Origin of the sequence: Pilosibacter rotomagensis (assembly GCF_045062245.2) — a bacterium.
Classification (GTDB): domain Bacteria; phylum Bacillota; class Clostridia; order Lachnospirales; family Lachnospiraceae; genus Pilosibacter.
In genome coordinates this window covers 2,158,623-2,183,131 of sequence record NZ_CM170323.1, presented here as the reverse complement: position 1 = coordinate 2,183,131, position 24,509 = coordinate 2,158,623, and the positions used below count along the sequence as shown (strand labels likewise).

26 protein-coding genes, 3 tRNA genes and 1 other RNA gene are annotated in these 24,509 nt (G+C 47.8%); 23 read left to right on the top strand and 7 right to left on the bottom strand.

What is annotated here, in order from left to right:
• Positions 1-191: 191 nt before the first annotated feature.
• Positions 192-1,067, bottom strand: a complete 876-nt coding sequence (locus ACI3EW_RS09770) for a phosphoribosylaminoimidazolesuccinocarboxamide synthase (protein ID WP_118529666.1) — start codon at positions 1,065-1,067, stop codon at positions 192-194.
• 773 nt (positions 1,068-1,840) lie between these two features.
• Here ACI3EW_RS09770 and ACI3EW_RS09765 point away from each other — a divergent pair.
• The 3 genes from ACI3EW_RS09765 (at position 1,841) to ACI3EW_RS09755 (ending at position 4,085) form a co-directional block, all read left to right on the top strand.
• Entirely contained in the window at positions 1,841-2,986 is a 1,146-nt protein-coding gene (locus ACI3EW_RS09765; RefSeq protein WP_118529667.1) for an iron-containing alcohol dehydrogenase, read from the top strand.
• 341 nt (positions 2,987-3,327) lie between these two features.
• Positions 3,328-3,671: a transfer-messenger RNA gene (ssrA, locus tag ACI3EW_RS09760) on the top strand.
• 141 nt (positions 3,672-3,812) lie between these two features.
• A complete protein-coding gene (locus tag ACI3EW_RS09755; protein ID WP_118529716.1) occupies positions 3,813-4,085 on the top strand; it encodes a hypothetical protein in 273 nt (90 codons plus the stop codon).
• 136 nt (positions 4,086-4,221) lie between these two features.
• Here the strand turns inward: ACI3EW_RS09755 and ACI3EW_RS09750 are convergent, their stop codons facing one another.
• The 3 genes from ACI3EW_RS09750 to ACI3EW_RS09740 all read right to left on the bottom strand — a co-directional run bounded on the left by ACI3EW_RS09750 (position 4,222) and on the right by ACI3EW_RS09740 (position 4,983).
• Positions 4,222-4,437 carry a hypothetical protein gene (locus ACI3EW_RS09750; protein ID WP_118529717.1) on the bottom strand — a complete coding sequence of 72 codons (216 nt, stop codon included), beginning with the start codon at positions 4,435-4,437 and terminating at the stop codon, positions 4,222-4,224.
• A 74-nt stretch (positions 4,438-4,511) separates the two neighbouring features.
• Positions 4,512-4,826 carry a DUF3837 family protein gene (locus tag ACI3EW_RS09745; protein WP_118529718.1) on the bottom strand — a complete coding sequence of 105 codons (315 nt, stop codon included), beginning with the start codon at positions 4,824-4,826 and terminating at the stop codon, positions 4,512-4,514.
• Entirely contained in the window at positions 4,774-4,983 is a 210-nt protein-coding gene (locus ACI3EW_RS09740) for a hypothetical protein (protein ID WP_118529719.1), read from the bottom strand. The genes ACI3EW_RS09745 and ACI3EW_RS09740 overlap by 53 nt, the downstream gene beginning before the upstream one ends.
• A 225-nt stretch (positions 4,984-5,208) precedes the next feature.
• On the opposite strand from ACI3EW_RS09740, the gene ACI3EW_RS09735 reads away from it, so the two are divergent.
• The gene (locus ACI3EW_RS09735) at positions 5,209-6,129 is read left to right on the top strand and encodes an AEC family transporter (RefSeq protein WP_405578929.1); all 921 of its coding nucleotides are present in this window, start codon (positions 5,209-5,211) and stop codon (positions 6,127-6,129) included.
• 132 nt (positions 6,130-6,261) lie between these two features.
• On the opposite strand, the gene ACI3EW_RS09730 is transcribed toward ACI3EW_RS09735, so the two are convergent.
• Positions 6,262-7,563, bottom strand: a complete 1,302-nt coding sequence (locus ACI3EW_RS09730; protein WP_227117340.1) for an IS110 family RNA-guided transposase — start codon at positions 7,561-7,563, stop codon at positions 6,262-6,264.
• A 423-nt stretch (positions 7,564-7,986) separates the two neighbouring features.
• Here ACI3EW_RS09730 and ACI3EW_RS09725 point away from each other — a divergent pair, with 423 nt between their 5' ends.
• The 7 genes from ACI3EW_RS09725 (at position 7,987) to rplT (ending at position 11,636) form a co-directional block, all read left to right on the top strand.
• Entirely contained in the window at positions 7,987-8,556 is a 570-nt protein-coding gene (locus tag ACI3EW_RS09725; RefSeq protein WP_118529721.1) for a hypothetical protein, read from the top strand.
• Positions 8,557-8,566: 10 nt separating this feature from the next.
• A complete protein-coding gene (locus ACI3EW_RS09720; RefSeq protein WP_118529722.1) occupies positions 8,567-9,181 on the top strand; it encodes a YcxB family protein in 615 nt (204 codons plus the stop codon).
• An 83-nt stretch (positions 9,182-9,264) separates the two neighbouring features.
• On the top strand, positions 9,265-9,723 hold the full coding sequence (locus tag ACI3EW_RS09715) for a DUF6560 family protein (protein ID WP_118529723.1): 459 nt from the start codon (positions 9,265-9,267) through the stop codon (positions 9,721-9,723).
• A 115-nt stretch (positions 9,724-9,838) separates the two neighbouring features.
• On the top strand, positions 9,839-10,153 hold the full coding sequence (locus ACI3EW_RS09710; RefSeq protein WP_118322093.1) for a DUF1540 domain-containing protein: 315 nt from the start codon (positions 9,839-9,841) through the stop codon (positions 10,151-10,153).
• A 368-nt stretch (positions 10,154-10,521) separates the two neighbouring features.
• Positions 10,522-11,016 carry a translation initiation factor IF-3 gene (gene infC, locus ACI3EW_RS09705; protein WP_118298421.1) on the top strand — a complete coding sequence of 165 codons (495 nt, stop codon included), beginning with the start codon at positions 10,522-10,524 and terminating at the stop codon, positions 11,014-11,016.
• A 27-nt stretch (positions 11,017-11,043) separates the two neighbouring features.
• A complete protein-coding gene (gene rpmI, locus ACI3EW_RS09700) occupies positions 11,044-11,241 on the top strand; it encodes a 50S ribosomal protein L35 (RefSeq protein WP_021906099.1) in 198 nt (65 codons plus the stop codon).
• 38 nt (positions 11,242-11,279) lie between these two features.
• Positions 11,280-11,636, top strand: coding sequence for a 50S ribosomal protein L20 (gene rplT / locus ACI3EW_RS09695; protein ID WP_118298422.1), 357 nt, complete (start codon positions 11,280-11,282; stop codon positions 11,634-11,636).
• A 719-nt stretch (positions 11,637-12,355) separates the two neighbouring features.
• Here rplT and ACI3EW_RS09690 read toward each other — a convergent pair.
• Positions 12,356-12,439 (bottom strand) — tRNA-Leu (locus tag ACI3EW_RS09690).
• Between the two features lie 192 nt (positions 12,440-12,631).
• Here ACI3EW_RS09690 and ACI3EW_RS09685 point away from each other — a divergent pair.
• The 7 genes from ACI3EW_RS09685 (at position 12,632) to ACI3EW_RS09655 (ending at position 17,995) form a co-directional block, all read left to right on the top strand.
• Positions 12,632-12,715 (top strand) — tRNA-Leu (locus tag ACI3EW_RS09685).
• A gap of 476 nt (positions 12,716-13,191) precedes the next feature.
• Positions 13,192-13,662: a FadR/GntR family transcriptional regulator gene (locus ACI3EW_RS09680; RefSeq protein ID WP_279220222.1), complete on the top strand. Its 471-nt coding sequence runs from the start codon at positions 13,192-13,194 to the stop codon at positions 13,660-13,662.
• 7 nt (positions 13,663-13,669) lie between these two features.
• Positions 13,670-13,894 (top strand): hypothetical protein, encoded by a 225-nt coding sequence (locus tag ACI3EW_RS09675; protein WP_485662897.1) that lies wholly within the window; start codon positions 13,670-13,672, stop codon positions 13,892-13,894.
• A 249-nt stretch (positions 13,895-14,143) separates the two neighbouring features.
• Positions 14,144-14,839, top strand: coding sequence for an NAD(P)/FAD-dependent oxidoreductase (locus tag ACI3EW_RS09670; RefSeq protein ID WP_405578944.1), 696 nt, complete (start codon positions 14,144-14,146; stop codon positions 14,837-14,839).
• A gap of 24 nt (positions 14,840-14,863) precedes the next feature.
• Positions 14,864-16,129 carry a nickel-dependent putative hexonate epimerase gene (locus ACI3EW_RS09665; protein ID WP_215702773.1) on the top strand — a complete coding sequence of 422 codons (1,266 nt, stop codon included), beginning with the start codon at positions 14,864-14,866 and terminating at the stop codon, positions 16,127-16,129.
• A gap of 171 nt (positions 16,130-16,300) precedes the next feature.
• Positions 16,301-16,384 (top strand) — tRNA-Leu (locus ACI3EW_RS09660).
• Between the two features lie 423 nt (positions 16,385-16,807).
• Positions 16,808-17,995 (top strand): pyridoxal phosphate-dependent aminotransferase, encoded by a 1,188-nt coding sequence (locus ACI3EW_RS09655; RefSeq protein ID WP_118529926.1) that lies wholly within the window; start codon positions 16,808-16,810, stop codon positions 17,993-17,995.
• Here the strand turns inward: ACI3EW_RS09655 and ACI3EW_RS09650 are convergent.
• A complete protein-coding gene (locus ACI3EW_RS09650; RefSeq protein WP_147352380.1) occupies positions 17,980-18,189 on the bottom strand; it encodes a hypothetical protein in 210 nt (69 codons plus the stop codon). The genes ACI3EW_RS09655 and ACI3EW_RS09650 overlap by 16 nt on opposite strands.
• A gap of 396 nt (positions 18,190-18,585) precedes the next feature.
• On the opposite strand from ACI3EW_RS09650, the gene ACI3EW_RS09645 reads away from it, so the two are divergent.
• The 5 genes from ACI3EW_RS09645 to ACI3EW_RS09625 all read left to right on the top strand — a co-directional run bounded on the left by ACI3EW_RS09645 (position 18,586) and on the right by ACI3EW_RS09625 (position 24,461).
• Entirely contained in the window at positions 18,586-19,644 is a 1,059-nt protein-coding gene (locus ACI3EW_RS09645) for an N-acetylmuramoyl-L-alanine amidase family protein (RefSeq protein ID WP_118529726.1), read from the top strand.
• Between the two features lie 156 nt (positions 19,645-19,800).
• Entirely contained in the window at positions 19,801-20,178 is a 378-nt protein-coding gene (locus tag ACI3EW_RS09640; RefSeq protein WP_118298427.1) for a GntR family transcriptional regulator, read from the top strand.
• 13 nt (positions 20,179-20,191) lie between these two features.
• The gene (locus tag ACI3EW_RS09635; protein WP_118529727.1) at positions 20,192-20,767 is read left to right on the top strand and encodes a UvrB/UvrC motif-containing protein; all 576 of its coding nucleotides are present in this window, start codon (positions 20,192-20,194) and stop codon (positions 20,765-20,767) included.
• Entirely contained in the window at positions 20,760-21,806 is a 1,047-nt protein-coding gene (locus ACI3EW_RS09630; protein ID WP_118322088.1) for an ATP--guanido phosphotransferase, read from the top strand. Before ACI3EW_RS09635 ends, ACI3EW_RS09630 begins: the two co-directional genes overlap by 8 nt.
• A 165-nt stretch (positions 21,807-21,971) precedes the next feature.
• A complete protein-coding gene (locus ACI3EW_RS09625; RefSeq protein WP_118529928.1) occupies positions 21,972-24,461 on the top strand; it encodes an ATP-dependent Clp protease ATP-binding subunit in 2,490 nt (829 codons plus the stop codon).
• Positions 24,462-24,509 lie beyond the last annotated feature (48 nt).

The window sequence follows — 24,509 nt, the reverse complement described above, 5'->3', positions numbered from 1 at the left end:
GAACAACAGAAAAAAGCGTTCGGATCCATAGGAATGGATTCCGGACGCTTTTTTCGTAAAAATGAGGAACTATATAAAGGAAGATAAGTGTACAGGATGTACCCTCGCGCAAATTGTCTGCTCAGGGGCGTGAGGGTCCGATCTTATACAATCCGGAAATGGGAAAACTCAGAGGCGGAGGTTTGTGGGGGTTATGCCTCTAATTTTTTCCCGGTGATCATCTCATATGCTTCCAGATATTTCGCGATGGTCTTATCGACGATCTCCTGCGGAAGTGTCCAGTCGTTGCCCGGATGGGAAGTAAGCCAGTCGCGGGCGAACTGTTTGTCGAAGGACGGCTGACCGTGGCCTGGCTCGTAGCCTTTTGCCGGCCAGAAGCGGGAGCTGTCCGGTGTGAGCATCTCGTCACCGATCACGAGGTTGCCCTCCTCGTCAAGACCGAATTCGAATTTTGTATCGGCGATGATGATTCCCTTTGCGAGGGCGTACTCTGCACATTTTTTATATAAAGCGATGGTGTTGTCACGAAGAAGCTCCGCATACTCGCGGCCCTTTCCCGGGAAGTATTTCTCGAGATGGTCGATGCTCTGCTCGAAGGAAATATTCTCATCATGGTCGCCGATCTCAGCCTTTGTGGACGGAGTATAAATCGGCTCCGGGAGTTTATCGGATTCCTTTAAGCCTTCCGGAAGACGGATTCCGCAGACGGTACCGTCTTTTTTGTAGCTTGCCCAGCCGCTTCCTGTAATGTATCCGCGGACAATGCACTCGATCGGCAGCATATGTAACTTGCGGCACATCATCGTCTTTCCTTCAAATTTTTTCTGCTGGAAGAACTCCGGCATATCCTTTGTATCAACGGAGATCATATGGTTCGGGAGAATATCCTTTGTCAGGTCAAACCAGAATTTGGACATCTGGGTCAGAACAGCACCTTTGGAGGTAACCTCATTGTGAAGGATCACGTCAAAACAGCTGATACGGTCGGTGGCAACCATGATCAGGCTGTCGCCATTGTCATAAATTTCGCGTACTTTTCCTTCTTTGATCGGTTTTAATTCCTGCATGTCTACACCTCTTCATTATATTTTCTTATACAGCGTTTGTCGTATCATGAAAACGCTGAGCGAACTTACAGTAAAGTTACCATTAAATGGCGGTTTCTGTCAATGTTCAATTTGCACAATATTTACATAAGAAAAAATAAATGTTTTGGAAATTGAAGAATAGTTGCAATTTCAAAAGTTTTTGACTGAATACTTAAAAGATTTGCTAATAATTATAAATAAGACATACTAATATAAAATAAGACATTTATAAGAAACGGAAAGCGCAAAGGAATCGGATTTTTCCGATGCTTCGCATTTTGAATCGGCAAAATTCGCGGCCACAACTGTATCATACGGAATTTTCCGTTCAGAAAATTCCTACCCGGGAAAAGTAATGAAAAGTTCCTTGACTTAATATATCGGAGCGGCAGAGAAACACAAGGCGATTCAGGCATTGAGAGATGTACTAATATATAAGAAAACATTTATAAGAATCGACTGCCGTTTTTTGTAAACGGAATTTTCCGGGCTGAAGAACCTGTATCATGCAGTTGTGGATTCTGGTGGTTTATGTAAAAAATTTCAAAAATTCCTTGACCGGTAGTCACAACCGAATCCTATAATCAATGGCAACAACCGATAGAAACAATCGGATCACAGGATCGTAAATCGGGCGTGTTCTGTGCGCCGGGAGATTTGCATCCGGCAGCAGGGACAGGAGCGGAAGATCCATGAGAGTATACGGCTGAAAAAAAGTAATAGGATCAGACAATATGAAGGAGGAAACTATCATGAAGGAGTTTGTTTATTCGTATCCAATGAAGGTATATTTTGGAGAAGGCGCGGCAAGAAAGGCGATCGCGGCAGAACTTGGAAGGTTTGGAAAGACTGTGATGCTTGCATACGGCGGAGGTTCGATCAAAAAATCGGGAGTTTACGACGAAATGAGATCTCTGCTCACAGAAGCAGGGAAGGAGATCGTGGATTTTTCCGGGATCATGCCGAATCCTACATATGCGAAGGTACAGGAAGGTGCAGCTCTTGTCAGGGAAAAGAAAGTAGATTTTATCCTGGCTGTCGGCGGCGGAAGTGTCATTGACTGCTGCAAAGTAATCTCTGCGCAGGCAGTTCTTGATGAGGATATCTGGGACATGGAATATGGTAAGGGAAAATTCCCGACGACCGGGATCCCGATGGGAGCTGTTGTCACAGCATCCGGAACAGGTGCGGAGATGAATGCCGGGTCCGTGATCACTTGTGAGGAAAAAATGTGGAAGGGACCGATCTTTGGCACTGCGGCATCATTTGCGGTCCTGGATCCGTCCTACACGATGACGGTACCGAAGATGCAGGTGCTCTCCGGCGCATTTGACACATTGAGCCATGCGATGGAAACATATCTCGGGACTTCCGATCAGGACAATGTTTCCGATGATGTGGCATTAGCAGTCATGAGAAATACGGTTGTCAATATGCGGCGCGTTCTTGTGGATATCAATGATATTCAGGCGCGAGGCAATCTGATGTGGGATTCTGCGATGGCGGAGAATGGAATCCTGAAAGTGGGCCGTGTGACCGATTTCCAGGCTCATCAGATCGAGCATCAGCTTGGAGCTTATACGGACTGCAACCATGGACAGGGTCTTGCGGTGATCCAGCCGGTTTACTATCGTCATATTTTGAAAGACGCAGAAGAAAAATTCACACGTTTTGCGAAAGCAGTGTTTGGCGCTGATACAGCAGAGGGCGGAATAAAAGCATTGGAAGAATTTGTGAAAGAATGCGGTTTTCCGACGAAGATGAGCCAGCTGGGATCAAATGTGGAGATCACACCGGAGGTACTCCGGAAAGTTGCTGATACCTGCAATATCATAAAGACAAATCCGCGTGAACTGGATCGCGAAGAAATCTATCAGATCCTGATGGAGTGCATGTAAATGCCGGAAATGCGTACGGCAACGGCAGCGGATCTTGATGGACAGAAAATTTTCTGAATTGTAAATGCTGAAAGATGCGGCTGAGGACAGATCCTGCGGCTCTATAATAGAAAGAACCGGTAGGATCTGTCTGCAGTGTGCGGGCGGGAAATATCCGTGCATGATGACAACTGCAGGGGACTTTGCAAAGATACACTTGACAATTCGAAGAAATGATGATAGGATTTGGGTTACATAAGGGTGTAGTTTTTGGTCCGGGGTCGCCCAGAAAAAACAATGCCGTGCGACAGAGACTGCAGACAGACTCTGCCTCAGCTTAACTCCGAAGAGAGTGCCAGTAAGGGCTTGTACTGGTTTCGACGGGGACTTTGAAGCTGGTGAAGCTATCCGCATGCAATGCGTTAAATGGCAAACCTAAATATAAACGCTAACGACGAATTAGCATACGCAGCCTAATTTAGGCAGCTGTCGGCCTTAGAAGACCTGCATTTTAAGTCACCGGCATCATTTAAAGCAGGAAACGACACGTGCAAAGCTTTGCGCACGTGGGCGTATCATGAAGCTACCAAACGAGTCAGGATGTCTGCTTTCGGGCGCGGGAGGGAATTTTAAATAACAGACTATGATAGTAGAAGAACAGGGGATTGGTTTTCGGACAGGGGTTCGATTCCCCTCAGGTCCACTAATAAGAATCTCAAGAATCCAGTGTTTATGCGGGGTTGCGGGGTTCTTATTTTTTTAAAGAAACAGGATACCTGATTGACAAACTCAGCATTATCCCGTACACTTTTATTACAGAGAATATAAAAAGCAAAGGAGAACTCTTATGAAAAAACGGGGCGATTATTTAAAGAAAGCATATTATCACTTAATGAAGATCGAACAGAAGAAGAACAAGATCTTCGGAGTGGAAAACTACGGCGAGATCAATGCGGAATTAAACCGCAAGTTCGCGAAAGGCGAGTATTTTGATTCCAGCGAAGTTTATGTTGAAGATGGTTACCTCTGCGTAGGCGAAGGTTTCTTCCGCCTGTCCGGAAAAGAGCAGGACGCTCTGATCGAGTATCTCTGCCCGGAAGATGACAGCACAGAGGAATAAAAATGAACCTTTTTGCGTAACGGGAAGTTATCATGACAGTCGCCAAGGTCTCGCGCAAGCGCGGACTTTGGCTCGTTATTCGCGTAAACAAAAAAGACCGGATCCGTTCTTTACGCAGGATCCGGTCTTTTTGCAATTATAAAATACAGTTTAAATTTTTGATAAACGCATCTTTATCGGAAATCTCCGCGGCGTCAGCGAGAAGTTCGGCAATCCCGTTTACGGTCTCCTCGTCAGCTTCGAAAAATTCTGCCCATGCGTAAAACATGCATTTTAAATGCTCCATTTCATCCTCGCCTGCTTTTGCCAGCGCGATCATTTTATCGAGAAACTCTTTTTCAGTAATTCCCATCGCTGTAAACTCCTTCCATTATGATCCGGATCCGGATCAGATTATGCGGCTGACCTGGCTCGCGGCAGCCACACCTAAGATTCTTCATATCCGAGTTTCAGGGTGATCAGTGAGTCGTCATCCAGAACCTCGCCCTTCTTATAGATATAATCGCGGATCAGAACCTTCAATTTCTCATTGACGGCCGGACTTGAAAAAATAGTATCCGGAACCGACTTTACGAACTCTTTGAGCCCCATTCCTGCAGTTCCCACCGGGCATGGGAGCGAAGCCTCGCGGCATGCCATACCAACTGCACAGGATAATTCCATGTGATTGATCAGCCGTGCCGGTGTCTCAAAGTTTTTGATCTTGATCTTCACGGACATCGGAACAAGCGTATGTACCATCGGCAGGATCTCCTTTCTGCCCCTCGCGGTCACGGACCATCTTCCAGATCAGGTCATGCATCCACTGGACAGTCTCCTGAAGCTTTGAATTTTCTTCTTTCAAACGGGCAATCTCGGCTTCCAGTTCCTGAATTTTTGCATCTTTTTCTTCGGACATGGTAAAAAACCTCCCTGAAAACTGTATGAGAACAGAACAAGTATAACATCAGAACAGAAAACTGTCCAGTGCGGGAAAAACGAAATCGCTATGTGAAATCACTCTGGGATATGGGATCAATACTTTTCCGGATGGAAAAGAGTGATTGATTCGATCGCGACTTTGAGATATAATAACCTTTGTTTATATTTCTGCCAAAAAGACATAAAAAGAGGGACATGAAAAATGAGTGCAGTATTATTGAAAGCGGGATGTTTTTTTCTGATCATCCTGATGGGATACGGTTTAAAAAAGATTGGTCTTTTGCATCAGACGGATCTTCCGGTCTTCTCAAAACTTGTCACAAAGATCACGCTGCCGGCGGCGATCATCCATAATTTCGGCCAGGCGACCATGGATGTCTCCATGCTGGTGATCGTATTGATCGGCTTCCTGTGCAGCGGCGCGTACGCGGTGATCGGCTACGGACTGTTCGCAAGGGGAACGAGAGAGCAGAAGGCCTTTGGTCTTGTGAATGCTTCGGGATATAATATTGGATGTTTTACCATGCCGTTCGTCCAGGGATTTTTAGGTGCGCCCGGCGTGGCGTGCACGAGTCTCTTTGATACGGGAAACGCGGTGGTCTGTACCGGCGGTTCCTATGCAGTGGCGATGTCAGTTGCCGGAAAAGGAGAAAACGGGGATAAACACCAGATCCGCAGGATCGTGGTGCAGCTTTTAAAGTCGGTTCCTTTTGACTGCTATGTGATCATGACGGCGCTGACCATGGCGGGACTCCGGCTTCCGGTCTTTGCGGACCAGGTTGCTGAGACGGTGGGAAATGCCAATACATTCCTTTCCATGATAATGATCGGTCTGGGACTGGAATTACATATGACGAGAGAACAGACAGGCAGTGTGGCGAAGATCCTGGGAACCCGCTTCATGATCTCGGCGGTCCTGGCGGTCCTGTTTTATCAGTTCCTTCCATTTTCCCAGGAGATCCGCAGAACACTTGCGATCTTGATGTTTGGTCCGGTATCGGCGCTCGGAGTCGCGTATACGTCCATGCTTGATGGAGATATCAATCTGGCCAGTGCAGTGAACTCGGCATCGATCATTCTGGGGATCGTGAGCCTGACAGCGGCGATCATTGTCTTCCAGTAATAGTTCTGAAAAAATAGTTGCGACACAAGCATTCTGGTGATATGTCAAGAGTTTTTAAAAAAGATTTTGATATATTTTTCAGGAAAAAGGGTAACTTTAATAGACCTTCGGCGGAAAATCCAAAGGCGAACATCAGTTCTTGTTGATATTTGATTGAGTGTCCAGCTTTTCGCCGGTGTACAGTTGGTTTTTGACCAGCAATCCAAAAACAAGCCGTACAAGTTTACGAGATGTAAGCGCGAGTGCTCTTTTGTGCTGATGCTTGGTAACTTCAGCATATTTTTTTGCATAATACTCAGTGTATTCTGGCACATGCTTCCTGACGCTGTTAGCCGCTTCTCCCAGATAATAGCGCAGATACGGATTCCCGACTTTTGAGACTTGATTGTCCTCGGAAATAAAATCGCCGGAATCGTTTTTCAGCCAGTACAAACCGGCATACTTTGCAAGTGCATCGGATGAGTGGAACGCAGTTATGTCGCCTATTTCGGACAGCATGCCGGAGGCCCATACCGGTCCGATACCGGGAATGGACTTCAGGATAAGAAACGCATTCGGGTTCATCCCATTGATGCACTTTTCAATTGCCTGCTCTATCAGTTTTATTTCTTTTTGATAGGCCTGGATGCAGTTAAATGAGCTTGCAAGTGAAATATTCAGTGGTTCATACATGCATTGATCCAAACGGTACGAGTCCCTTGCGGCTTTCCGCAAAAGCTCGGATGTCCTGGATATGTCAGAAATACGGTTCCTGCTTTTTTCAGCGAGGAACGAAAGGAGTTCTTCCTCTGAGAGGTCGATGATCTCCTGGGGGGACAGGAACTCCGTCAGTATGGCAGAAGATGTTGCGCCGTAAATATTGCTGAACGGCTTGTTATCACCCTCAAGAAGCTGCAGTTCGCTGAACTTCAGATACAGGTTTGAAACCATGTAGGTCTTTTCCCTGGTAATGCATTCTGACAGGTGCATGCGATGCCTGGTAAGACGCTTCAGGGCGATAAACTGGCCGCCGCGCCAAGGCTCAAGCTTTTTCGTCCTGCCGACCCTTGCGAAGTCAGCAATGAGAAAAGCATCGATAGGATCCGTCTTTTCCATTCCGATATAGGATTTACGGTAATTGGATGTAGCCTTGGGGTTGACACAGAAAACATAGGGCTTGTACGGCATAAGCGTCTCACATGTAGAAAGAAAATTTGCGATATGGACGCTGTAAACAGAGGTAGACTCTAAAGCAACGATGATTGTATCAAGGTTTTTATGTTTCTGCATGCATTTAGCGATCATATCGGCAAGTTCATCAGCGCCGGGCTGATTGTTGCCAAATGAGGATGAGATGTACTTGTTTTCTTCAAAATCCATGGCATAGACCGCATTGGATTTTGAGCTTACATCAATACCTACAAACAAGGTGGACATATAGTTGATCTTTAACAAGATATCACATCCTTTCCGATCTGGATTTGTGGAGCCTGAAGTAAAAGGTTTATCCTGTGCTGCATATGGTGACCGAAGCCTCGCGCAATGAGCATGCACCCGGCCAGCCTTTCTTGCTGGAGCTACGGCGGGGGACGAAAATTCTGTGTTAGCGGAATGTGCCATATGTGCCAGGCTGAATGCTAAAAAAGCAGTCACGGCCAAAGCCGGCTGAAAGGAGGAAAAGCAGTGCCTTCGGACATCAGACTCTGCCTGATATCATAACACAGGATGAATCATATAAAAAGTAACTGTTGACCGTATGGATGGGATTCAGGATGAGGGGAGTTCCTCTTGGATGTCCTTACCATCTATACCCATAAAAAGAATAAGTTCATAAGCGATATTTCTTGCCTACGAACTTATTATACGAGGAGGAATAAGATGGAATTACGGAATGAAAAGGATGCGAGGTTTATCATCCGGCACCATGTGACGGAAGAAAAGCTGCTTCATCTGGAAAAAGGAGTCCGGAAACTTGGTTTCCAGTCCGGCGGAAAACGCATCATGTCGATCTTTCTGGGGGTGTTCCTGCTCTGCATGGCAGCGAAGGCGATCGTCGGAGGCACGATCGGGGATGCGCTGATGATGATCGGGATCCTTTGTGCCATGGGCTTCCTGTTCGGCGGATATGCGCTCCTCAAAGGTTGGATGGATGCGAAGAAACAGATCCATCTGCAGTTTGAGGCAGGAAAGATGGATGACAATTACCAGTGGGAATACCGCTTCTATGATGACGGATATGAGGTTGTCGGAAAGAATGAGAAATCCCGTGTGAAGTACGATAATGTGGGACGTCTCATCGATATGTCCGGCATGTATGTGATCGTGGAACGCGGAAATGTGGTCCGGTATTTCATGAAGGATGACGCGGTGCAGGGAAATTCCACGGAACTTGCAGGTTTCCTCACGGAAAAATGTCATCTTCCGATGGAACAGCTCACGGTACGATAGGAGGTGCAGGATGGAACCAATATACGCAGTAAGATCAACATATGATGAAGATATGTTTTATCATCAGGTCGTGGCATCCAAACCGAGGATGATGCCGAAGGAAGAAAACGGAAAGAAGATCCGGTTTCAGCTCCCGGATTTCGGACTGAAGGATACATTGATGGCGCTTCTTGTGGGAGCAGCTGTTTACATGGCGTTCGGACAGCTTGAAACGTCTACGAGGATCCTGCAGGCGGTGCTCTGCGGCCTTGTGGTAGCGGTGGTCTTGAGACGAATGAATGAGAGACAGAACGGGGAGACTTCCGGGAAAAAGACAAATTCGATATCGGCAGATAAAAATCAGGCTCTGCAGCTTCTGGAGAGTTCCGGCTTAAAAGGAGAGCGCTGCACCCTGAATTTCTATGAGGATACCTTTACCGTGGAGCGTCCGGGGATCATCACGGAGTACCAGTACGAAGGGATCGCATGGATCAAGGAGACCAGCAAATATTATATGATCTTCTGGAACCGTTCTCTTGCGATACCGGTGGAGAAAGCCGGTTTTTACCGCGGGAAGAAGGAGACTTTTGGAGGCTTCCTTGAGAAACGCTGCAATAAGGTGATCGAGAAAGTAAAAAATGCGTAAATGGATCAAAACTTCCTGCCTGGGACAGGGACTGTGCGGGATGAGTGATCTGCGCGAAAAATAAAACGGAGAGGATTGTGGGGATGAAGATCAAGAAAGAAGAGAAGATGCAGATCGAGAAACTGCCGACACTCAAACTGAAGTATACGTTGGTGGTGCCGTTCATGGGGATCGTGGATGTATTGACAATGGGGAGCTTTTTTATGAATCCGGCAGCGGATGGAAAACCGTTTATCAAGGCATTCTATGTTATCTGCGGGATCGCTGGTCTCCTGTTTGCTCTTTGGGGGCTTTTATGGAAGACTACGATCGATGGAAAGACGATCCGGGTGAATCCTGTGATCGGAAGGAAAAAAGTGGTCCCATTTACGGATCTGAAAAAAGCGGTCGTGTATAAGAAGAAAAAGACGGGTTCGATCGTGAGTTATGAACTGATCGATAAGAATGACAAGCCGATCGTTACGATCTATCCGCTCATGAAGGACAGCAGCACGCTGATGGAACGCCTGAAGAGACTGAAATATCCGGTGGAAGAGGCGTAAAACAGGCAGAAAATAACGACTGCGTGGTGCAGATATGCCAGAAAAAGGTTCCGTGGTGAATAATCCGGGACCTTTTTGTTCATAATGATCTCTGAAAAGAAAAGGAGGTCATGTTATGACAAAACTGGACTGTACAGTGACAACATGTGTTCACAACGCGGAAAAATGCTGCTGTAAAAATACGATCCTCGTGGAGGGCGCACAGGCGAGAAACTGCTGTGATACCTGCTGCGGGAGTTTTGAGGAAAATCGCGGAGGTCTTTTTAAGAACCTCTTTAAGACACCGGAATCGAAACTGCAGGTCGACTGCGATGTGATGAACTGCCTTTACAATGATGACCGCACATGCCGGGCAGAGCGGATCACGATCGCCGGTGACGGGGCTATGGCGGTCGGACAGACAGAGTGTGCGAGCTTCAGGGAAAAATAAAAAAAGGAAGTGACGGGACGCAGCGGACATGGAATCCGGCTGCGTTCTGTGCGTTCCGGCTTTTTCACGCGGCTTATCGACCTGATACGAAGAGCGCGACGTCTGCTGATTTTTTTTAAAGAAAGGGATTGACAAAACGGGATTCCTATAGTAAACTTACATAAGTTGTGAGAACAACTGACAGGAAAGCAGGTATCCGCCTCACCCTGGCACGAGTAAGTGACCCGGGTTCATAGACATCGGTTTTTATCATGCAGCAGCATGCCAAACCAATGCAGTTACGAGCGGATAGTTACCTATCTGCTTTTTCTTTTCTATCGACATATGTAGAGTATGAGAGTTGGAGGTGTACGGCTATTAGCGAGTTAATGATTAACGAGCAGATCCGTGATAAGGAAGTTCGTTTAATTGGAGAAAATGGTGAGCAGCTTGGAATCATGTCTGCAAAAGACGCTTACAAAATGGCGAGAGATGCAGAACTGGATCTTGTAAAGATTGCTCCGGCAGCGAAGCCGCCGGTATGTAAGATCATTGATTACGGCAAATACAAGTATGAGATGATCCGTAAGGAGAAGGAAGCGAAAAAGAAGCAGAAAACGGTTGAGGTGAAGGAAGTTCGTCTTTCCCCGAATATCGATACAAACGATCTGAATACAAAGATCGGATCTGCGAGAAAGTTCATCGAAAAAGGCAACAAGGTAAAAATTACGCTTCGTTTCCGCGGTCGTGAGATGGCTCATATGAACCAGACGAAGTATATTCTGGATGATTTCGCTGAGAAACTTTCCGATATCGCTGTTGTCGATAAGCCTTCCAAAGTAGAGGGAAGAAGCCTGGTAATGTTTTTAACTGCAAAACGATAAGGGAACAATTTTAAGGAGGAAACAACAATGCCTAAAATGAAAACAAGCAGAGCAGCTGCAAAACGTTTCAAAAAGACCGGAACTGGTCAGTTAGTGAGAAATAAAGCTTATAAGTCCCATATCTTAACTAAGAAATCCACAAAGCGTAAGAGAAATCTTAGAAAAGACATCGTTACCGATATCACAAACAGCAAGGTAATGAAGAAGATTTTACCGTATTTATAATTTGTTTTCGGAATTAAGATTAAGGAGGAAATTAAGCAATGGCAAGAATTAAAGGTGGCTTAAATGCCAAGAAGAGACATAACAGAGTGCTCAAGTTAGCCAAAGGTTACAGAGGGGCTCGTTCCAAACAGTATAGAGTAGCAAAGCAGTCCGTAATGAGAGCTTTAACAAGCTCCTACGCTGGCAGAAAAGAGAGAAAGAGACAGTTCAGACAGCTCTGGATCGCTCGTATCAACGCTGCAGCTAGAATCAACGGTCTTTCCTACAGCAAGTTCATGTTCGGCTTAAAGCAGGCTGGTGTTGTTATGAACCGTAAGGTATTATCCGATATGGCTATCAACGACGCAGAGGGCTTTGCAAAGCTTGCTGAGTTAGCAAAAACAAAACTGGCTTAATTGTCAGTGAGATAAGAGAAAACCTTCCTGATGGAGTGATCTGTCGGGAAGGTTTTTGCGTTTGTGGGGTGTCTGCTGCTGGGTGTTGGTTTGAAAGAGAGAAGTGGGTTGATTCATAGTGTCGGAAGGTATGGGCCGGTGAGACTCCGGGCCTGGACACTTCGGGATTCCGGGAGGGTTCCTCTAACCCCGCAGGAGAATGCGTTGGAGAGCGGCGGACACAACTCGCTGCGCTCAGACAAGTGTCCGCCGCTCTCCAACGCATTCTCCTGCGGGCTAAGAGGAAACCAGCTCCCGGGATCAGGCGGTCCATGCCCGGAGCCTCACCGGCACTGTGTGTTGGCGGAGAGGACGCCGACGCTGCGCTGGGCTGGTGATGGGGATGTTTGTAGCTTACGGAAATGCTTTTCTGAAGACTAAGAGAAAGTCGGATTCATGGGATTGGGCGGTCCATGCCCGGAGTCTTGCCGGCGCTGTGCGTTGGCGGAGAGGATGCCGACGCTGCGCTGGCGGTGGGAATGTTTGCAGCTTTCAAACGGTTTCCCAGAGGCGACGATCCAAGTCTGGAGCTTTATCGGTGATGGGATGGCAGTGAAAGGAACAGAGGGGAGGGATGATCGAGATGCGTATTGCACTGAACGGGCGAATTGGTGATGGGAAGTGCCATCGGAACTTTCTACTAAACAAAAAAGGCTTAAGCCTTTCGACTTAAGTCTTCGTGCAGAAGAAGGGACTTGAACCCTCATGATATTGCTATCACACGGACCTGAACCGTGCGCGTCTGCCAATTCCGCCACTTCTGCATCTCGTCAGATGACGTATCTCATTGACAAGATATATTATAGTATAAGGGAATGGATTTGTCAACAGTTTTTTGAATATTGCTAAAAAAATATTTTTTTTAAAAAATTCAAAAAAGTACTTGCCAAACATGAAAAGGTGTGGTATATTAATATGCGTCGGTGAGAGATACAAAATCTTGAAACACCCGATACGCGGAAGTGTCGGAACTGGCAGACGAGCAAGACTAAGGATCTTGTGGTGGTTACATCGTGTGGGTTCAAGTCCCATCTTCCGCATGAAAGACTCAAGTTGAAAGACTTGAGTCTTTTTGCGTTGTGGCGGAAAATCTTCTTTCCTTTTTTAGCCGAGAGTGGTAAGATTATACACATCAACAAAAACTTTATTTCTAAAAAGTTCATTGCCTGATTTCCCAGGCGTCTGTGGTATTCGAAAAACGAAGAAAAACTGCGGCACCTGATTTTAATGTGGATATAATATATCGTCAATTAGAGTTCGATCATGCTGATAAATGAATGTGATATAAGAGCGGAATCCTGGATTTGAGTGGGATTCCGCTCTTGCTTTACTATAGTAGAAAAATTTTTTCTGGAGAAAGTAAAAGGGAAAAGCAGACTGAACATAGCTGAGAATGATAAAACGATGAATCAAAATATCTTTAAAGATAATTTACGGACAAGTATTTGGACTTGGAAAGAATGAATGGATTATGTATAATGGAAGAGGTGAATGAAGGAACAGGAGATGATGATATATGGGAGTGCAGGCACGAACGCTGGTGGAACAAATTGCAGATGAAATTATGAATATGATTCAGAAAACGCCATACCGGGCGGGAGATAAGCTGCCTACGGAAAAAGAACTCTGTGAGAAAACGGGGGCTGGGCGTAATACGGTGAGGGAGGCGCTGAAGATCCTGGCGTCCAGAAATATATTGGAAATTCGACAGGGGGCAGGGACTTTTGTGTCAGGGAAACAGGGGGTTGCTGATGACCCTTTGGGATTTTCGATGGTTGAGGATCATGTGAAACTGACAAGGGATCTCTTGCAGGTGAGAATTATGTTAGAACCTCAGATCGCGGGACTGGCCGCCCAGCGAGCCAAAGAAGAGGATATTGAGGAGCTTGCCTCAATTTTAAGGGAAATGGAACTGGTGATGGAAAAAAGGAGATTATTCGGACCTGGATACAAAATTTCACACGAAAATTGCCGAATGCACTCATAATATTGTAATGGAAAACCTTTTGCCGGTAATCGGGAAAGGCGTTGCTGTCTTTGCAAGAGAGGTAGGACAGACGGAGTATGATCAGACACTGCTATCACATCGGAAAATTTTTCAGTACATCTGTGAGCACAAATCTTTTGAAGCGGAGATGGAAATGCGGTTCCATTTGCTCTACAATACGAACCGCTATGAGAGAGCTGGGAAGTGTATAAAATGCCGCAAACAGAAGTGATGAAAAAGAAAAACTGCCTGGAATTTATAGGATGAATTCTGGGCGGTTTTTCTTTTTTTATTGGAGAACGTAAGCAATTGTGTTGTAAAAAACTTGCAAAAACGCCAAAAGATAAGAAAAATTAACATAATACTTGAAAATGGAATGAGAGTATGATAAGATCTCAATATGAAAGGTAGGATGAATTACAAAAAACATTCTTAAAAGACATGAAAAATTGTATAAAATCTCGAAGAAGGAGAGGAAGTCGTGGGACCATTTGATGTGATTGTCATAGGCGGCGGTGTTGTGGGAAGTGCAATTGCAAGAGAGCTTACGAAGTATCGTCTGCACATTGGCGTATTGGAAAAAAATCTGGATGTCTGTTATGAGACCAGCGGCAGAAATTCAGGAGTAGTACACGGTGGATTTGCGTATGATGTGGGAAAACTGAAGGCGAAACTCTGTGTAGAGGGAAACCAGGGAATGGATGAATTGTCAAAGGATCTGGGGTTCAGCTTCAAACGCTGCGGAAAAGTGCTGGTGGGAAAGACGGCGGAAGATCTGGAGACGTTAAAGAGAACGATTGTTCAGGGAGAAAAGAACGGTGCGTCTGAACTTTATCTTTTAAGCAAAGAAGAACTTCATAAACTCGTTCCGACTGCGGTGGGAGAGTTTGCCATGTTCTCGAAAAACTCGGGAATTGTGGATCCGTTTAATTATACGATTGCTCTGGCAGAGAATGCAGCACAGAATGGAGCAAAATATTTCTTTGATCATGAAGTGACGGGAATTGACCGCAAAAAAGATGAAACAGGGAATTTCTTTTATATGGTGACTACAAAGCACGGGATTTTTAAATCGCGTTGGGTGATCAACAGTGCCGGTCTTGGCTGCGGAAAAATTTCTGATATATGTAAGATTATTGCAATGGCTAAAATATGTGTGAAAAGGCAAAAGAGATGAATATACAATATGAAGGGAGAATAGATGATGATCTATGCAGAAAAATCAGAAGCGGCATTAGCGGATCATGAGTGGAAGAGAATATTGGAAACGTGGATCAGCCAGGTGAAACAGGGAGAGAAGATTCTGATCCTGCCTCCGGACATTACGAGATGCTATTCTTATGCGGGAAAGATTACCGCGTATCTGTATGAAAAATTATCTGGGGAATGCAAAGTTCGGATTATGCCGGCGGTGGGGACACACCGGCAGATGACGAGAGAAGAGAGAATCAGATTTTTCGGAGCAATCCCGGATGTGTGTTTTTTAAGTCATAACTGGAAAAATGACACGGAAGATATCTGCATTGTGCCGGAAGAGATTGTTTCTGAAGCGACCGGCGGAACATACAGGAGAGCGATTACGGCTGAATTAAACAGAAACGTTCTTTCAGGAGAGTTTGACCGGATCGTATCCATCGGTCAGGTGGTTCCCCATGAGGTGGTGGGAATGGCAAATTACACGAAAAACCTGCTGGTGGGAGTCGGCGGCAGGGACATGATCAACCAATCCCATATGATCAGCGCCATCTGCGGAATCGAGAAGATCATGGGACGGGAAAATACGCCGGTGAGACGGATCTTTGACTATGTCCAGAAAAATTTCCTGGATCAGCTTAAAATCACATTCATGCTGACGGTGACCTGTGAGAAACATCAGGATTCTGATCTCTACGGTTTCTATATCGGCGAGGAGCGGGAGACGTTTTCTGCGGCATGCAGACTTGCGGAAAAGAAGAACATCACCTGGCTTCCAAAACGGGCGAAAAAGATTGTCACGTGGCTGGATCCGGCGGAATTCGGCAGTACCTGGGTTGGAAATAAAGCGGTCTACCGGACAAGAATGGCGATCGCGGATGGAGGAGAACTTCTGATCCTGGCACCTGGGATAAAATCCTTTGGGGAGAATGAGGAGGTAGACTCCTGTATCAGAAAATACGGTTACAGCGGCACGGAAACGATACAGAATGCCTATGAAAATGGGGAGTTCAACGGAATCGAGATGGCGGCGGCCCACTTGATCCACGGCTCGTCGGACGGTAGATTTAAGATCACCTACGCGGCAGATCCAAAACTTATGCCGGAGGAGATCATGAGATCCGTGGGCTATGAGTGGACCGATATCGGGCCGATGATGAAAAAATACCAGCCGAAGGGAAAGGAAACGGGCTGGTATGAGGACAATGGGGAAGAGTATTATTTCATCAAAGCCCCAGCGGTTGGACTGTGGAGAGTAAAGGGAGAAGCGTGAGAAAAAACTATGGATAAAGTTAATTGATAGCTATCAGTTATACAAATTGTACAAATAAAACATGCTATTAAAAAAATAAAAAAAGTTTAAAAAAGTACTTGCCAAACATGAAAAGGTGTGGTATATTAATATGCGTCGGTGAGAGATACGAAATCTTGAAACACCCGATACGCGGAAGTGTCGGAACTGGCAGACGAGCAAGACTAAGGATCTTGTGGTGGTTACATCGTGTGGGTTCAAGTCCCATCTTCCGCACGAAAGACTCAAGTCGTGAGACTTGAGTCTTTTTGCGTTACAGGGTGGGGAGCGCCGGATTCTCTATGAGAATTCTTATTTCATGGAGAAGGTAAAGAAAAGAGATGCAAATAGGAAAAATGTAAATGGTTGCGGATGGTGTAATTTATAATTCTATGAATGAGTGTGTCCGGAAAGATATTTTGAGAAGGAACAGAGCGGAGATAAAGTTTCGCTGATAGATAAAGATGAAAACAATATAAGAACGGAATCTCTGACTAAGGTAGGATTCCGTTCTTTTTATAAAATTGTAAATAAAAAGAAATATGCCACGCGGATCAGTTGTGGTAAGATGATACTAGGATAAAAGACCGCAAGTGCGTAATTGTTCAGGAGGCAGCGGTATCATAAATGACAAAATACATCAGAAGAGAGGTTTTTCCTATGCCGGAATTAAGCAGAAGAGTACAGACATTTACGGACTCCGTCATCCGGAGAATGACGAGAATTAACGATATGACGCCGGGCAGCATCAATCTGAGCCAGGGATTCCCGGATTTTGATCCGCCGAAGGAGATCCTGGAGGCATTGAAGGTGGCGGCGGAACATGGCCCTCACCAGTATTCGATCACATTCGGAGCGAAAAATTTCCGCGATGCTCTGGCAGACATGTATACAAAGAAATGGAATCGTCCGATCGATCCGGATAAGGAGATCGTTGTGACCTGTGGAGGAACGGAGGCCATGATGGCAGCGATGATGACGGTGTGCAATCCGGGAGACAAGGTTGCGGTTTTCAGCCCGTTCTATGAAAACTATGGGGCAGACGCGATCCTCTCCGGGGCAGACCCGATCTATATTCCGCTTGTGCCGCCGGATTTCCATTACGACAGAGCGGTCCTGGAGCAGGCGTTTCGGGACGGAGCAAAGGCGCTGATCCTCTGTAATCCGTCGAATCCGTGCGGAAAAGTATTTACTATGGGAGAGATGGAGGAGATTGCAGAGCTTGCGAAGCGGTATGATGCATTTGTGATCACCGATGAGGTGTACGAGTATATTATTTATGATGGAAACCGTCATATTTCCATGGCGGCACTCCCGGGAATGTACGAGCGGACGATCACCTGCAGCTCGCTTTCAAAGACGTATTCCATGACCGGATGGAGACTGGGCTATCTGATCGGACCGGAGCGCGTGATCGAGGCGGCAAAGAAGGTTCATGACTTCCTCACGGTGGGCGCTGCGGCACCTCTTCAGGAAGCAGCAGTCACAGGCTTAAAATTTGGACCGGAGTATTATGAATGGCTGAAAGACCTTTATACAGAAAAGAGAGATTATCTCTGCGGAAGACTGGAGCAGATGGGACTCCCGCACACAACTCCGCAGGGCAGCTATTTTGTTCTTGTGAATATTTCTGGATTCCTTGAGAGACCGGAATTTTCCGGATGGACAGATCTGGAGTTCTGTGAATGGATGATAAAGAAGTATGGTGTGGCGGCAGTGCCGGGCTCCAGTTTCTTTAAGGAGCCGGTGAACAACTATATCCGCCTGCATTTTTCCAGAGGGAAAGAGACATTGAAAATGGCTGCTGACCGTCTGGAAAAGATGGCGAAGGATTACGGATTCTGCTGATCGTCTTTTTTGTTCCTGCCGCGGAGATATTTTAAGATCAGCGCGTAGCCGTAGAGCATCACCGGGATGACGATGACGCAGAAGAGAAGTGCCATGATGACATTTTCGGAACCTCCGGTGAATGTCAGGACGATGAGGGAGAGAAATACCGCGGCGATGATGAGGATTCCCACCCAGGCAAAAAATCGTTTCATATAAAAATCCTTTCGTGTGAGTTTCTTTGTCAATAATAGTAAGGATTCGCCTGTCCTCGATGGACGGCGAAAGGATTGCAGACCAGAAATCAACCGCGGTCAGTATTGTTCTGACGGGGCCGAGTCCGTGAAAGTGCTGACTTTGGATGAAACAATCCTTTATTCAGTATAAATGATTTTACACACAGATTCAACCGATAATAGTAAGGATCCGTCTGCTCCTGATATGGATGAGAACGGAGATTTAACAGAAGCGGCGGACAGGACGCTTGGCAGCCCGGCTGTCAGAAAGCAGATGGCCGGCAGATCTGTGCCGACAAGTCAGACTCTGTAAATGAATGGCTGCGGATCATAACAAACAGAAAACAGCGGAAAACGCGGAAAGGAGGACTGTCTGTGAAGAAGAATAAAAAATATGCGTTGACGGCCGCAGCCCTCGCACTGACTGCCATACATGCCATGACGTCATTCGCCGCGGACGGGACGTGGACACTCACGGATGCCGGGTATACGTTCAAATATTCGGACGGAAGAGCGGCGCGCGGCACCTGGGAGGATCTTAACGGTGAGTGGTATCATTTTGATCAAAACGGGATCATGGAGACGGGATGGAGAACGGTCGGAAACATTCGTTACCACTTTAATACGGATGGTTCCCTCTCGGAGGGCTGGCAGTACGATGGTCCGGGCGGCGGAAACTGGTACTATTATGATCCTTCGGGAAATGCGATGATCCAGTGGTTTCAGGATAAGGGAAAGTGGTACTGGTTCGATGCGGACGGAACGATGAATCAGGAGGCTGTTCGCACGATCCGGGGAAAGACTTATGCGTTTCGTCCGGACGGGAGCATGCGCGTAAATGAATATGCCGGATTTTCCTATATTGACTATGACGGACAGCCGGATCCGGCCGGGGATATCCGGGCAGTGAACGCGGATGGGACGAAAAAAGATGTGAGCCCGGAGGAAGAAAACATGATTGCCGGATTTATCAATGCGTTCCCGGATGGGTGGAGAAAGAAATTCCGCGATGACGGCTGGAGGTTTGTGTATGACCCGTCCGGCGGGGAATACAGGGGTTTTAAAGATAAGAGAGGAAACCCGCTGTATTCCTGTTTTTATTCCCTCGACGAGAAGAAAAAGGAACTGCGTTTTTCAAAGCCGGATGCGGTGAAGGACGGATTCGGGGCATATATCTATGAAAATTCCGGGGATGAGATGAAAAAAGACCAGTTCCCGAAAGCTGCGCGATACCGCTTTGACGAGATCTCGGAGGCGACGGGACTTCCGGAAGGTGCGAGAAGAGAATATGACGTGATCTTCGGAGCACTGTTTCGTGTGTACCAGGATCCGGATGCCTGGGAAAAACTGAAAGGTAAGGCCGCGGATATCGCCTGGACGATCGAGCGGATCGCGGTGAACCGGTCAGCGGAGGGAAGGCTGGACCTGGAATAAAAAGCTGAAAAGAACATATGTACGTCGAAATCATGATTCCGCTTGACGGATTCCATGCAATCTGTTACTATACACATATAACAAATGGAATACAATGATACCGGGGCTGTTTGCGCGGTCCCGGTATCAAAAATCTAAAACAAAGACGGTGATAGAATGGTATTGAAGATTGATTTTGACAGTGAGGAAGCGCTCTACACCCAGCTCTGCAACCAGATCATCTGTGGCATTGCGATGGATGTGCTTCACGACGGGGACAGCCTTCCGTCGGTCAGACAGCTTGCGGATGAGATCGGAATTAACATGCATACAGTCAATAAGGCATATGCTGTATTGAAACAGGAAGGCTTCCTGCGTCTGGACCGCAGACGCGGGGCCGTGATCGCCCTGGATATGGATAAACTGCGGACGATGGAGGAGATGAAAAATGATCTTGCGCTGATCGTGGCGCGCGGGATCTGCAAAAACGTCGGCAGAGACGAGATCCACAACCTTGTGGACCAGATCTATGATGAGTTCGGCGGACAGGCATAAAGGAGGAACATTCATGCTTTGTGAACATTGCAAAAAACGGGAAGCGACCGTAAAATACGTGGAAGTCATCAACGGCGTGAAGACCGAGCACAACCTCTGTACCCAGTGTGCCGCCCATGCGGACCTCGGACAGTTCTCCGCACTCTTTGAGGGAGAGTTCCCGTTGGGAAAACTTCTCTCAGGACTCCTTGGAACCCAGGAGACGGAGGAAGAGGATGAAAAATATTCCGGCGTCGTATGCCCGACCTGCGGAACAACGTATGAGGAATTTGTAAAGGACAGCCGGTTTGGATGCCCGGACTGCTACAGTGTTTTTGATCCGCTGATCAGCGACCACATCCGCCATCTTCAGGGCAGCGAAAAACATGTCGGAAAACATCCGGCAGGATTTCAGCCGGATCCGGCGGTGATCGGAGAAGCTGCCGGACCGGGAGAGGATCCGGTGAATATCCCGGAACTTTCAAAAGAGGAAAAGATCCGCCTGATGGAAGCGAGATTAAAAGACGCGGTGCGCCGGGAAGAGTACGAGGAGGCCGCGAAGCTCAGAGATGAGATCCGGGCGTTAAAAGAGGAGAAACAGAATGGATAAATGGTATGAGATGCCTGGAAAGACAGGTACAAATGTGATCTACAGCCGGATCCGTCTGGTTCGAAACCTGAAAGAGTACCCGTTCCCCGGGCGTCTCACAAAGGAACAGAGTGTGGAGCTTTCAGAGAAACTTCTCGGCGGACTCACCGGTATCGCCTCCATGGACCGGATGCAGTACCGGTTTACACACCTGGAGAGGATGGGAGATCTGGAAAAGACTGCACTTTTAGAGCGGCGGGCTTTAAATCGCAGCGTGATGAAGAAAAAAGATCCGACGGGGATGATCCTGTCGGAGGATGAGTCCACGGCGATCCTCTTAAACGGGGATGACCATGTGCGGATCCAGACGCTGCAGACGGGGCTGACCCTGGACCGGCTTTACGAAAAGGCGGACCGGATCGATGATTACATCGGAGAACGGTTTGACTATGCGTTTGATGAAAAATACGGATATCTGACCTCGTTCCCGACAAATGTGGGGACGGGACTCCGGGCAGCAGTGGTCCTTCATCTGCCGATGCTGTCGAAAAACAAAAATTTCAGCAGCCTGGTAGCGGATATGGGCCGTTTTGGGACTCAGGTCCGCGGCGTTTACGGCGAAGGCGCGGAAAACTTCGGTTCCCTGTACCAGATCTCGAACCAGAAGACTCTGGGTCAGACAGAACAGGAGATCATTGATATCGTGCGAAAGGCGGCGCTGGAGCTGGATGCCCAGGAACGCCGGATGCGCCGGGAATACCGCCAGAGAAAGCCGGTGCAGGCAGCGGATGAATGCTATAAATCGTACGGAGTCTTAAAATATGCGAGACGCCTGACGAGAAAGGACGGAATGGAATTTCTGTCCCAGATCATGACTGGGATCACAGACGGGATCCTGACGGTGAAGGAGCCGTGTTCTGTTTACGGACTGATGATCGGGATCCAGCCTGCAAATCTTCTGAGTCTGGCAGACCGTCCGCTCGATAAAGATGAGCTGGATGCTGCGAGAGCGGAATTTTTGAGAAAACGGCTGCCGGAAATTATAGAGCCGGAGGCATGATCTCCGGAAGAAAAGATAGAAAATCGCAACTGTTCAGCAGGTTTGTGCCTGCGCCTGTAAGGGCACTGAACGGCTGCAGAAAATCAGAAATGACCGAAAAAACCAGGACACCGGTCGGTGCGGGGTCTGCGGATATTTCTGATCGATCAGGAGGAAAGAAAACAGATGGCACAATATACGGAAAAAGCCCAGGAGGCGCTCGTTCTTGCCGGTGAAGCGGCGGAGGATATGGGGTCCCATGTGATCGGGACGGAGCACATCCTGGTGGGGCTCATTGAGGAGGGAAGCGGAACCGCTGCCATGGTCCTCGAGGCCAATGAGGTGAAGCTCGACAGACTGCTCGCTCTTGTGGAGCAGCTTGTCTCTTCCTATCAGAACACAGCCACCAAAGAACGCGATGGCTACACGCCGAGCGCGAGACATGTGCTGGAAAACAGCTATAAAGAGGCGGTGAGGTTCCATGCGCCGTTAATCGGGACGGAACACATCCTGATGGCGTTACTGAAAGAATCGGACTGTGTGGCGGTCCGCCTGTTAAATACACTGAATATCAACATCCAGAAGGTCTATATCGATCTTTTATCCGCGATGGGAGAGGATGGAAACGCAGGAAAAGAGGAACTGGCTCAGGGACGCCAGCCGCGGGGCGGACAGAGTGCGACTCCGACGCTTGACGCGTACAGCCGCGATCTCACGGTTCTCGCAAAAGAGGGAAAACTGGATCCGGTCATCGGCAGGGAGAAGGAGATCCGCCGCGTGATCCAGATCCTGAGCAGAAGAACGAAGAATAACCCGTGTCTGATCGGAGAACCGGGCGTCGGAAAGACAGCCGTGATCGAAGGTCTCGCGCAGCTCATCGCTTCCGGTGATGTTCCGGACACGATCCGCGGAAAACGCGTGGTGATCCTGGATCTCTCCGGAATGGTTGCAGGATCCAAATACCGCGGCGAGTTCGAGGAGCGGATCAAAAATGTGATCAGTGAGGTGACCGAGGCGGAGAATGTCCTGCTCTTTATCGATGAGATCCACACGATCATCGGTGCAGGCGGAGCGGAAGGCGCACTGGATGCGTCGAATATCTTAAAACCGTCCCTTGCCCGCGGTGAGATCCAGCTGATCGGCGCGACGACGATCGAGGAATACCGGAAATATATCGAAAAAGACGCGGCTCTGGAGCGCAGGTTCCAGCCGGTGACTGTGGAGGAGCCGACGGAGGACGAGGCGGTCCAGATCTTAAAGGGACTCCGCCCGAAATATGAGGAGCATCATCATGTGACGATCACAGATGCGGCGTTAAAGGCAGCAGTCCGCCTTTCTGCCCGCTACATCAATGACCGGTTCCTGCCGGACAAGGCGATCGATGTAGTCGATGAGGCGGCCTCCAAGACGAGACTCACGGTCTATGTGGAGCCGAAGGGCATCAAGACACTCGAGGAGGACATCAGAAAGCTCGAGAAAGAGAAAGAGGACGCGATCCGCAGCGAGGCATACGAGCTCGCCGGTGAGATCAAGAAGAAACAGGCTTCGAAGCGGGAGAAGATCCGCAAGATGAAGGAAAAGTGGGAGAGTGAGAAGGAGAGCAGGCAGCTGACTGTGGACGAGAACGACATTGCGGATGTGATCTCCGGATGGACAAAGATCCCGGTGAGCAAGCTCGCAGAGGGAGAGACAGAACGTCTCTTAAAACTGGAATCCATTCTCCATGAGCGCGTGGTCGGACAGGACGAGGCGGTTGTTGCCGTCGCGAAGGCGATCCGTCGCGGAAGAGTCGGATTGAAAGACCCGAAGCGCCCGATCGGCTCCTTCTTATTCCTCGGACCGACCGGAGTCGGAAAGACGGAGCTCTGCAAAGCACTTGCGGAGGCAATGTTCGGAACGGAAAATGCCCTGATCCGTGTTGATATGTCGGAGTATATGGAGAAACACAGTGTTTCCAAGATGATCGGATCCCCGCCAGGATATGTCGGATACGAGGGAGGCGGACAGTTAAGCGAAAAAGTCCGCAGAAATCCGTATTCTGTGATCCTTTTTGATGAGGTGGAGAAAGCCCATCCGGATGTGTTCAATATCCTTCTGCAGGTGCTGGATGACGGTCATATCACGGATTCCCAGGGCCATAAGATTGATTTCAAAAATACGGTCATCATCATGACATCCAATGCCGGTGCTGAGAACATCATCGCGCCGAAGCAGCTCGGATTCATGTCCCAGGACGATGAGAAAGTGCGCTATCAGCGCATGAAGACCGGAGTCATGGACGAGGTAAAACGGATGTTCAAGCCGGAATTCTTAAACAGGATCGATGATACGATCGTGTTCCACCCGCTGACGAAGGATCACATGAAGGAGATCGTGACGATCCTCTTAAATATCCTCGAAAAGCGGACAAAGAGCCAGATGACTATCCGCTTAAATGTCGGTGATGACGTGAAGGAATACCTTGTCGAGAAAGGATACGATGAGAAATATGGCGCGAGACCGTTGAAGCGCACGATCCAGAATCTCATTGAAGATAAGCTCGCGGAGCTCGTCCTGGAAGGAAAAGTCCGGGAGGGAGATTCCGTGAAGATCACCTGTAAGGACGGAGAACTGAAATTTTCTGCAAGACATCCACAAACTGCTGGAAAAACTTCCGCCAGTGTGGTAAAATCATAGGCACGACGATGCAGTGATGACCTGGTCCGGTAATCAGATCCCTGCAGC